Origin of the sequence: Ruminococcus sp. (assembly GCF_045129435.1) — a bacterium.
GTDB lineage: Bacteria > Bacillota > Clostridia > Oscillospirales > Acutalibacteraceae > Ruminococcoides.
This window is the reverse complement of sequence record NZ_JBGVJL010000075.1, coordinates 1-9631: the sequence shown is the minus strand read 5'-3', so window position 1 is coordinate 9631 and position 9631 is coordinate 1. Positions and strand designations below refer to the sequence as shown.

The following is a 9631-nucleotide window of genomic DNA, read 5'->3' as shown; positions in this document are numbered from 1 at the left end:
ATACAGCTTATCGGTATGCACAAAAGAGTCCACAGCATACTGTAAAAAGGGCAAATCTGTCCCTTAAAATTCAGCGTACATTTGCTGTAATCCCACACATTAAGTTTAAACTTTACATTTACAATAAATCCGCAAATGCCCTCCATAAGCGTAATAACCGCACCGCCAATAATGCATTTACTGCGTAAGCACAGCTTTGGAAATTTCTTATATATTCTGAAAATTGTAAGAAAACAGCTTCCGCCCGTAACCGCCATTGTCCAATGCGTTTTTCTTCGCCAAAGTATTTCAAGCAAGGCATAGGCTATTCCGCCAAGAGAAAATAACATACAATCACTTTTTAATCTGTTAAGCAAAAAAATCACCGTTTTTATTATGTCCAAAACGGTGATTTATAATTCTAACTATTAAATTTCCAATTTTTTAACTATATTTTTTAATTCTTCAAGTGAATATAAACAGTTGACAGCCGCAAGCATAGCATTGGTGGTAAGGTAAGACGGCATTCCTAAATTCTTTAAAAGTGCCTTTCTGAGCTTTTCTGAATTTTCTCTGCCTGTAAGTCCCAGCCTGTACAAATCAGCCTTTGTAACCTCTTCCCTGTTGCTCTGCTCCTCCTCGCCGATTACAGTAGCACCGCTTTTGCGTATTGCCTCAACAATCACCTCGTCACTTACGCCCTCAACACCGAGGAAGCCTTCCTTTGAACTGTGAGCCTTTCGTTTTTCCTTGCCGTTTATCTGCGGTATGTAACAATGCTTTATTTTACTTTTGTCAACTGTACCACGCAAAAAATTGCGGATAACAAAGCCTGCCGAGTCGCTGTCGGTAAACACAAGTATTCCCCTTGATTCGGCAATTCTTCGGATTAGCGACTGCTTTTCTTTATCTGAAAACACACGAAAGCCGTTGGTTTCAATTATTGTGGTATCGACAAGATTTTTAAGCTTAATTTTATCGTATCTGCCCTCAACAATTATTGCCTCTTTTATTTTTAGCAATTAAACTCTACCCCTCTCAGCAGTCAGCAAAAGCTGTGCAATCAGCTTTTCAAAAAACACCCTGTCATTTATTGAAACACTCTTAAACTCCGACTCTGCCTGCAAAAGTATGGCAAGGCATTTTCTGAGTGCCTGTGTGGAAACCCTTTTGGTTGCTCGTCTTGCATTGTCAAGTACAAATGCCCTGTTTCTGTAATTAAACCTTGCGGCAACCTCGGTTTTCTGCACGCCGCTTTCGTCTGCCACTCTGATTCTGTATGCGTCAATAAAAGCCTGAGCAAGAATAAACAGCATATCAGCGGTTTTTTCCTGCTGATAAAAGAGGGTGTCAAGCGTATTGAAAGCCTTTTGTGCGTTGCAGTTCAGCACTGAATCAGACAGCGTATAAATCTTTGATTCAAGCGTAACTGTAGCAAGCTTTTCTATATCCTCATCAGAAATTTCCTCGCCTTTTGCGTAAAGTGAAATTTTGTCCACTTCATTTTTGAGCATATTTAGGTCACAACCGCAAAGCGAAATAATCTGGGCAGCGTTAGCCTGAGAAATAAATTTTCCGTTGGCATTTGCCCACTTAGCAATGAATTTTATAAGCTCATTTTGAGTAAGAGTGTTGAACTCGCACACAATACCGTTTTTGTCCGCATATTTTTTGAGTGCCGGCAAAACGGTTTTATTTTTAACCGGTGTAACAGACGGCAACGACACTATGAACACACAGCCGTCCGGTACAACCTTGTATATATCGGCGAACCTTGCATTATCGCCTGCGTTGAACTCATCAAACATAGCGTCACTCACAAGCACGCAGTTGTATTCACTCATAAACGGCACAATCTGAATTGCAGCGGCGACCTCGTCAAAGTTTATGCTGTCGCTGAATGTGTGAAAGTTAAATTCAGACGGCGACTTACCCGCTACCGCTGTAACAAGCTTGTCGGTGTATTTTTTTACATACATCTGTTCTTCACCGTAAATCAGATATATCTTGGCAAAGTTTCTTTCTTTTATGTGCTTGTCCATTTGTTTGTCTGTAAGTACAGCCATATTTCCTCCGTTAATCAAGAACAAGTGCTAAGCTTTCTTCTTGAACAAAAACTACATTATCAAAATTTTCCTCACCGTTACTGCCTTTAGTAACAATCATCTTTCCACAATTCAAAGCCATAATATCATCGGTGAGCTTTTCGGTAATTATGTAATCTGCATTTCTGTGTTTTCCCAAAATGTTCTCAGTATTGCATTTGCCATCAATCAGTAAAACAGAAGTTGACCCTGTTGTTATATACTGGTACATTCCGCTGTCAGCTGCAACAATTTCGTCAACAGTATTTGAATTTATATTTATCGTAAAGCTTCGTGCAGTAAAATATTTTCTACACCCAAAGCCTTTATTTTCGCCTTTATTATCATATATCAAAACATCCGATTCGTCAAATTTTCTTTGCATAATATCTGCATAAAGCGTATTGGTAGCATTACCGGACGGCACAATGATAAAATCAAGCTTTGACGTATCCTCCATAATATCATACACAGCACTGTTTATATTGTAAACCGAACCGCCACAGCTAAGCACCGAGCAATTTAAACCACGCTTTATCATAACGGTGTTTCCGCCGGTTGCGTAAATTTTTATCTGAGTACTGTTCACATCAATGACAGAATATATACCAAAACCAAGAATTAAAACACACAGCGAAACCATAGCACTCTTTAAAGCGTAGCTTGCTTTATTTTTAACAAAACATCCTGCAATCACCATAATAATACCCAAAGCAAGCCAGATATAAAAATACGGTTTACGGGCATTTATCGAGGAAAGCGGAACACCAGAAAATGAAGTCACCACCCATATTACAAGTCTGCTTATCAGTCCACACACCATACCAAGCGGATATGCAAGAAATTGCATAAAAGCAATGCTATTAAATATTACAGCCGGCAAAGCAAATACAATCAGCATACTCACCACAGGAGAAAGCAGAACGGAAAGCAAGACAGAAAATGCCGAAAATCTGCCAAACAAGAGCACAGAAAAAGGCATTGTCCATACTGATGCCGAAATCGACACAGCAAATAGATTCACTATAAATTCAACAGGCTTTTTAAGTCGGTTAAGATTACTCAGCCTATTCATAGCGTAATTTGTAATTCTTTGTGCCCATAGAATTATTCCAAGCGTAGCGGCAAATGAGAGCAGCATACCGACATCAGCCACAGCCATAGGATTTGGGACTGTAAGTATCAATGCCGCTATGCCAAGAGAATTGAGCGAGTCACCCTTTCGCATAAACATTTTGCCCGAATACACTACAGCAAGCATTACTCCTGCCCTGACTACTGACGGTGAAAAGCCCGACACCGCCATAAATGCAAACGCACACAAAAGCATAATAACCGAGCGTACAACCCTATTCTTTACACCCTTTTTAATGCAAAAATACACAAAGCTGCAAATTATAGCCAAGTGCATACCCGACACCACAATCAAAAAGCTTACGCCACAGCGTGTAAAATTGTTCTGCATCTGTTGTGACATTGCAGATTTTTCGCCCAAAAGCACCGCTCTGCACAATGATGCACAGTCGCTCGGTAAAAGCTGTTCAAGACTGTCTGCAAAGCTTTCCCTCACTCTTATAGCATAGTAATACAAAGGCTTTTTCTCGGTCCTTACAACGCTATAATTAAAATTTTCATACACAGCCGATTTTAAAAATATTTCCTCGCCAAGCTCCTGTTTTTTCTTACATTCAGTTACAGGCAAGGTACAAACAATTTTGTCAAACTCATCTGCTTTAATTTTGTTCTGAACTGACAGACTGATTTTTATTTTCTCAGCGTTGCCGTTTACACACTCTGTTTTGAGTGTATATCTGTACAAATCATTTGCAATCTGCGGCTGCTCTGTTATTGTTGCCGTAACTCTTATTTCTTTATCTGAATATTTCTCAACAACAGGTTTTTTCACAAATACATCGTAACCGCAAAAAATAATACTTGCCAATGCCGCCGTTATACAAAAGCCGAGTGCAATATGCCTTGCATTTCGCTTTTTAATAGCAAACAACGAAACTACAGCCACAGCAAAGCAAACTATTGCAAAGACAATAGTCACAAAATTTTGCTGTAAATAAAAAAGCACCGCCTGCACCGAAAGATATGTAATACCAATCAATGCAAACGGTCGCTTCATAAAACTCAATCCTTATAAATTACTTAAAGAAAAGCGGTAACTCCTCAAGGTAGATAATATCTTTTCTTCCTCTTGCGTCGCCCTCGGCAAGCACAGCAGCCTTGCCTACTATATTACCGCCTGCCTTATTTACAAGTTCTTCAATAGCCTCAAGGCTCTGACCTGTTGAAATAACATCGTCAACAATAAGAACTCTCTTGTCCTTAATAAAGTTTGCGTCACCCTCACCAAGATAAAGCTTTTGCTCATTCTCTGTTGTAATAGATTTAACGCTAACCTCAATAGGATTTCTCATATAAACCTTAACGCCTTTACGGGCAACAACATAGTTTTTGCAGCCCTGTCTTGCCATTTCATAGCAAAGCGGAATACCTTTAGCCTCAGCAGTAACTACTACATCGTGCTCAGGGCAAATTTTTAAAAGCTCGGTTGCGGCAGCCTCGGTAATTTCAACATCACCAAACATAATAAAAGCCGCAATATCAAGCTTATCGCTTACAGGAAAAAGCTCAAGCTCACGCTCGTGACCTGCAATAGTCATTTTATATGTACCCATCTTTTCCACCTCTTATGCCATATTTTCAGCAAGCTTTTTGCCGCCAAGCAAATGGAAGTGCAAGTGCTTAACTGACTGACAACCGTCTTCGCCACAGTTGTTTACAATGCGGTAGCCGTTCTCAAGACCAAGTGATTTTGCAATCTCAGGAATCTTTGAGAAAATGTAACCGACGATTTCGCAGTTTTCAGCAGTAATCTCGTCAGCACAGCAAATATGCTGTTTTGGCACAATGAGAGTATGAACAGGTGCCTGAGGATTTAAGTCCTTGAATGCAAAAATTTTTTCGTCCTCATAAACCTTTGTTGATGGAATAGAACCGTCAACTATTTTACAAAAAATACAGTCAGACATAATATTCGACCTTTCAATTTAATAATTTCCGTCACTATTTTACAACTTTTGCAAAAGTCCGTCAAGCGTTTGTCTTTTTCTTTGCGGTAATTTTCTTTTCCTCGCCACGCATAAGTCTTTTGATGTTGTCCTTATGCTTGACAATTACAAATATACCGATAATCAATGCCGCAACCGTTGACAAAATAACATATCCTAAAGAATAGCCGTTCGGATAATCAAAAAGGAATGTTGCCAAAAATGTAAACGGACCATAAAGCACAGCCGCAGTAATGCTTGAAAGTGAAATAATCTTAGAACAAACAAAAACAATAAGAAATGTTGCAATTACCGCAATAAACACTCTCCAATCCTCACTTGCAATAAGAGCGGCGGCGGTTACAACACCCTTACCGCCCTTGAAGTGAAAGTAAACAGGGTATGAATGACCGAGAATTGCAAAAATACCGGCAATATACTTACCGCAGTTACCAAACTCGCTCGAAAGAATCTGACTATCGGCAGGAATGGTTGAGAATATAAACCAACCAATAATTACCGCAACCACACACTTGAGAGCATCACACACAATGGTGAAAATTGCAGGAACTTTACCTACTGAGCGAAGTACATTTGTAAAGCCTGCGTTACCGCTGCCCATTTCACGAATGTCTTTTTTACCGCCCGTCACAATTTTTGTAACAATTACCGCGGTATTAATACTGCCTAAAAGATAAGCCACAACGGCGGTAATTATTATTCTCCACCAGTTGTCAGCCAAAAAAGCTAAATAAAAATCCATTACTTTTCGCCACGCTCCCTGATAATAATTCTTATAGGTGTACCCTCAAGGCCAAATGCCTCTCGGATTCTGTTTTCAAGATAACGCTGGTAAGAAAAGTGGAAAAGCTGAGCGTTATTGCAGAAGAAAATAAATGTCGGAGGCTTAACAGATGCCTGAGTAACATAGAAAATCTTCAATCTTTTGCCCTTATCAGACGGTGGCTGAACTCTTGTAGTGGCCTGTGCAAGCAATTCGTTGAGCATACCGGTTGTAATTCTTCTTGCAGACTGCTCGGCACAGCTTACAATAAACTCAAAAAGTCTGTCAATACGCTGACCTGTCTTTGCAGAAATAAACACCTGCGGAGCGTAAGACATAAAAGCAAAGTCAGTGTCAAGCTTTTTTCTGAACTCCTGCATAGTCTTGTCGTTCTTGTCAATAGCGTCCCACTTGTTTACCGCAAGAATACAAGCCTTGCCTGCCTCGTGTGCAAGTCCGGCTACCTTTGTGTCTTGCTCGGTAACGCCTGCCTCGGCGTCAATCATAATCACGCAAACATCACTACGCTCAATAGCCATCTTTGCTCTGATGATGCTGTACTTTTCAATATCATCATAAATTTTATTCTGACGGCGAAGACCGGCTGTATCTGTAAAATTAAACTTACCGTACTTATTTTCAATCATTGTATCAATGGTATCTCTTGTAGTACCGGCAATGTCAGAAACTATGCAACGCTCTTCGTTTGTAATTTTGTTGATAAGCGAGGACTTGCCTGCGTTTGGCTTACCGATAACGGCAACATTAATTACTGTTCCGTCATCATCGCCGTCCTCTGTAAAATCAAGGTGCTCAAAAACGCTGTCGAGCAAGTCGCCTGTACCGTGACCATGAACAGATGAAACCTGAATCGGATCACCGAGTCCAAGATTATAAAATTCGTAAAATTCGGGAGTCGGCTCACCAATGCCGTCACATTTATTTACGCAAAGCACAATCGGCTTGTTTGACTTCATAAGCATCTGTGCAATATCCATATCCGTTGCCACCATACCGGTTTTGCCGTCTGTAACAAGGATAATTACATTTGCTGTATCAATGGCAAGCTGAGCCTGTCTTCTCATCTGAGAAAGAATAATATCGTCTGTCTTTGGCTCAATACCGCCTGTATCTATAATAAATGCCTTTTTACCGAGCCACTCAACCTCGCCGTAAATACGGTCACGAGTAACACCCGGTGTGTCATCAACTATCGAAAGTCGCTTACCGATAAGTTTATTAAAAAGTGTTGATTTGCCAACATTTGGTCTGCCCACAATAGCAATTACGGGTTTATTCATTCTTCTATCATTCCTTTACCGAGGTAACAACTCTCACAAGCTCGTCACCATTGTTATTTACTATTCCAAGTGAAATATTAAGCTCACGCTCAACATCTTCTACCGAAACATCATCAAGGAAAACATCGTTTTCAAATCTAAGCATTGATGACGGAATAAAAAGCTTCTCTCCAAGCTCTTTCCCTCTGAGTTGCTCGATAAGGTCGCCGCCTGTCACAAGGCCCGACACATTAACTCCGCCACCGAAAAAGTTATTTTTAATTGCAACAACCTCAATTTTAATATTAGGGAATTTTGTTGCAATAATTTTCATCATATCTTTAAGATAAGGTGCTACAGCCTCACCGCAAGCCATAGTCACTTTATAATCAAGCGAATCATTATATTCGCTGTCCTCAACGGCAAATTCAATTTCTTCTTTAAGGCAGGCAATCATACCAATGCCGTCCTCAACCGCAGGAAAGCCCTCGTAAAAATCAGGATCAGGAATCGGTCTGTGGGCTTTAATATAAAATTCATCGCCTGCATAAAAAATTCGTCTGCCGTACTTCTCTACACACTTGTCACCGAATTTTTCGATTATATCAAGCGTTTGTGCCGCAGTTTCCTGAGTGTATTCCGTAAGCGGATACAAACCCTCACGATACCTCGTAAGACCGACCGGCACAACAGCAGTCATATTCACACCAAGCTTTTCAAGGTCAGTGAAGGTACGGATAAGCTCGTCACCGTCATTAATTCCCGGACAGGCTACTATCTGGCAGTTAAGGCAAATTCCCGCCTTAGCAAAGCTTTCAAGATGCTTTAATGCATCACCCGCAAAGCGGTTGTGCATCATCTTACAGCGAAGCACAGGATTTGTGGTATGCACAGAAACATTAATAGGGCTTATGTGCATCTTAATTATTCTGTCAATTTCATGCTGACTTAGGTTTGTAAGAGTAATGTAATTGCCAAACAAAAAGGAAAGTCGGCTGTCATCGTCCTTAAAATACAAAGACTCACGCATACCCTTTGGCAACTGGTCTATAAAGCAAAAAATACACTTGTTACGGCAGCTTTTCTGCTCGTCCATAAGGTAGGTTTCAAATTCAAGACCAATTTCCTCGTACTCGCTTTTTACTATTCTTACATTTCTGAGATTTCCGTCTTTATCCTGAATTTCGAGTGTAATATCTCTGTTCACCTGATAAAAGCGGTAATCAAGAACATCTTCAATTATATTACCGTTAATACTGAGCAGAGTTTCTCCACTCGTAATTTTTGCTCTATCTGCGTGACTGCCTACAGTCACACCAAATATTTTTACAGCCACGAACTCACCTCACACTTATTTTACACAAAAATATTGAAAAATTCAAGGTATCAGAGCAAAACAAAAGGGCGAACAGAATTCTGCCGCCCATAATGTTTGTACCGTAATTAGTTCTCGTTAGCTTTTACGATTACCTGTCTGCCGTTATACATACCGCAGTTGCCGCAAGCTCTGTGAGCTGCCTTGTACTCACCGCAGTTAGGGCAAATTACAAGTGTTGGAGCGTTGAGCTTCCAAACTGTTGAACGTCTTGAACTCTTTCTTGCGTGTGAAGTTTTTCTCTTTGGTACTGCCATTACAAAGACCTCCTTACAATAACATATATCAATCCATAAGTTGTTTAAGAATCTCGAGCCTTGGGTCAACCTGCTTTTTATCGCAACCACAATCGCCCTTATTAAGATTATGACCGCATTGACTGCATAGTCCCTTGCAATCCTCTTTACAAAGGTTTTTCTGAGGAAGTGACAACAGCACATCAGAAATAACCGTTTCATCAAGGTCGAGTACAAAATCAGGTGTTTCAATATAGTCGTCGTTGCCGTCAGTTTCAAGAGAACGGGCAAGCTTATGAGTAAACTTGTACTTCATCTTCCTTGTGAATTCTTCTCCACATCTGTCGCAGCTACGAACATAGTCAAAGCTAACAAGCAAAGTAAGGTCAACAAGTGATGCCCTGTTTCCTGCTGTTGCGGTAATATCAAGCGGTGTTTTGAATGGAAAAACGCCGTCAATGTCAATATTGCTTATATCCAGCTGATAGCTGATTGTTTTTTCTTCGCCTTCATTTTGAAAGACACTCTTAAGTTCAAAAAGCATAATTGCACCTCTTGACCGCATAAACGCATATTAAAACGCTATTGATTATTATACAAAAGTATTTACACTTTGTCAACCGATATTTACGATAAATTTCTTCATAATTACGCTATTTTTTCAATTTTTTTAATAATTATTATTTTTAGGAATTATAAGCGGTTTTATCGAAAAAATCAAGACAAATCTTGAAAAGATCAATGCATCAGTTACTGTTAATAACCATGAAATAACATTTAAAAAGTTTATTTCTTCAAAAATTGAGAATGAGGAAATTGTTCTTTTTGATGAGG

11 protein-coding genes are annotated in these 9631 nt (G+C 39.8%); all 11 read right to left on the bottom strand.

Translation table 11 applies throughout. The annotated features are described in order from the left end of the window. The coding region (locus tag ACJMMI_RS03780; protein ID WP_405353703.1) for a putative ABC transporter permease at positions 1-356 on the bottom strand (356 nt) is incomplete at its 3' end. A 51-nt stretch (positions 357-407) separates the two neighbouring features. Then, positions 408-1001: a toprim domain-containing protein gene (locus ACJMMI_RS03775; protein ID WP_405353701.1), complete on the bottom strand. Its 594-nt coding sequence runs from the start codon at positions 999-1001 to the stop codon at positions 408-410. Continuing rightward, complete coding sequence (gene holA / locus ACJMMI_RS03770; protein WP_405353700.1) at positions 1002-2045, bottom strand: DNA polymerase III subunit delta; 1044 nt, start codon at positions 2043-2045, stop codon at positions 1002-1004. A gap of 10 nt (positions 2046-2055) precedes the next feature. Further along, positions 2056-4194, bottom strand: a complete 2139-nt coding sequence (locus ACJMMI_RS03765) for a ComEC/Rec2 family competence protein (RefSeq protein ID WP_405353698.1) — start codon at positions 4192-4194, stop codon at positions 2056-2058. 19 nt (positions 4195-4213) lie between these two features. Next, entirely contained in the window at positions 4214-4750 is a 537-nt protein-coding gene (locus ACJMMI_RS03760; RefSeq protein ID WP_405353696.1) for a phosphoribosyltransferase family protein, read from the bottom strand. A gap of 12 nt (positions 4751-4762) precedes the next feature. Further along, positions 4763-5104: a histidine triad nucleotide-binding protein gene (locus ACJMMI_RS03755; RefSeq protein WP_405353694.1), complete on the bottom strand. Its 342-nt coding sequence runs from the start codon at positions 5102-5104 to the stop codon at positions 4763-4765. Positions 5105-5165: 61 nt separating this feature from the next. Next, complete coding sequence (gene plsY / locus ACJMMI_RS03750) at positions 5166-5885, bottom strand: glycerol-3-phosphate 1-O-acyltransferase PlsY (protein ID WP_405353692.1); 720 nt, start codon at positions 5883-5885, stop codon at positions 5166-5168. Continuing rightward, positions 5885-7207, bottom strand: coding sequence for a ribosome biogenesis GTPase Der (gene der / locus ACJMMI_RS03745; RefSeq protein ID WP_405353691.1), 1323 nt, complete (start codon positions 7205-7207; stop codon positions 5885-5887). Before der ends, plsY begins: the two co-directional genes overlap by 1 nt. Positions 7208-7214: 7 nt before the next feature. Beyond that, positions 7215-8522, bottom strand: coding sequence for a DUF512 domain-containing protein (locus ACJMMI_RS03740; protein WP_405353690.1), 1308 nt, complete (start codon positions 8520-8522; stop codon positions 7215-7217). A 107-nt stretch (positions 8523-8629) separates the two neighbouring features. Continuing rightward, entirely contained in the window at positions 8630-8818 is a 189-nt protein-coding gene (gene rpmF / locus ACJMMI_RS03735; RefSeq protein ID WP_022234847.1) for a 50S ribosomal protein L32, read from the bottom strand. Between the two features lie 28 nt (positions 8819-8846). Beyond that, positions 8847-9341, bottom strand: a complete 495-nt coding sequence (locus ACJMMI_RS03730) for a YceD family protein (RefSeq protein WP_405353688.1) — start codon at positions 9339-9341, stop codon at positions 8847-8849. Positions 9342-9631 lie beyond the last annotated feature (290 nt).

Excerpts from the sequence above, each read along its gene's own strand:
- holA (WP_405353700.1), bottom strand. The coding sequence starts at position 2,045 with ATGGCTGTACTTACAGACAAACAAATGGACAAGCACATAAAAGAAAGA.
- ACJMMI_RS03765 (WP_405353698.1), bottom strand. The coding sequence starts at position 4,194 with ATGAAGCGACCGTTTGCATTGATTGGTATTACATATCTTTCGGTGCAG.
- ACJMMI_RS03760 (WP_405353696.1), bottom strand. The coding sequence starts at position 4,750 with ATGGGTACATATAAAATGACTATTGCAGGTCACGAGCGTGAGCTTGAG.
- ACJMMI_RS03755 (WP_405353694.1), bottom strand. The coding sequence starts at position 5,104 with ATGTCTGACTGTATTTTTTGTAAAATAGTTGACGGTTCTATTCCATCA.
- plsY (WP_405353692.1), bottom strand. The coding sequence starts at position 5,885 with ATGGATTTTTATTTAGCTTTTTTGGCTGACAACTGGTGGAGAATAATA.
- der (WP_405353691.1), bottom strand. The coding sequence starts at position 7,207 with ATGAATAAACCCGTAATTGCTATTGTGGGCAGACCAAATGTTGGCAAA.
- rpmF (WP_022234847.1), bottom strand. The coding sequence starts at position 8,818 with ATGGCAGTACCAAAGAGAAAAACTTCACACGCAAGAAAGAGTTCAAGA.
- ACJMMI_RS03730 (WP_405353688.1), bottom strand. The coding sequence starts at position 9,341 with ATGCTTTTTGAACTTAAGAGTGTCTTTCAAAATGAAGGCGAAGAAAAA.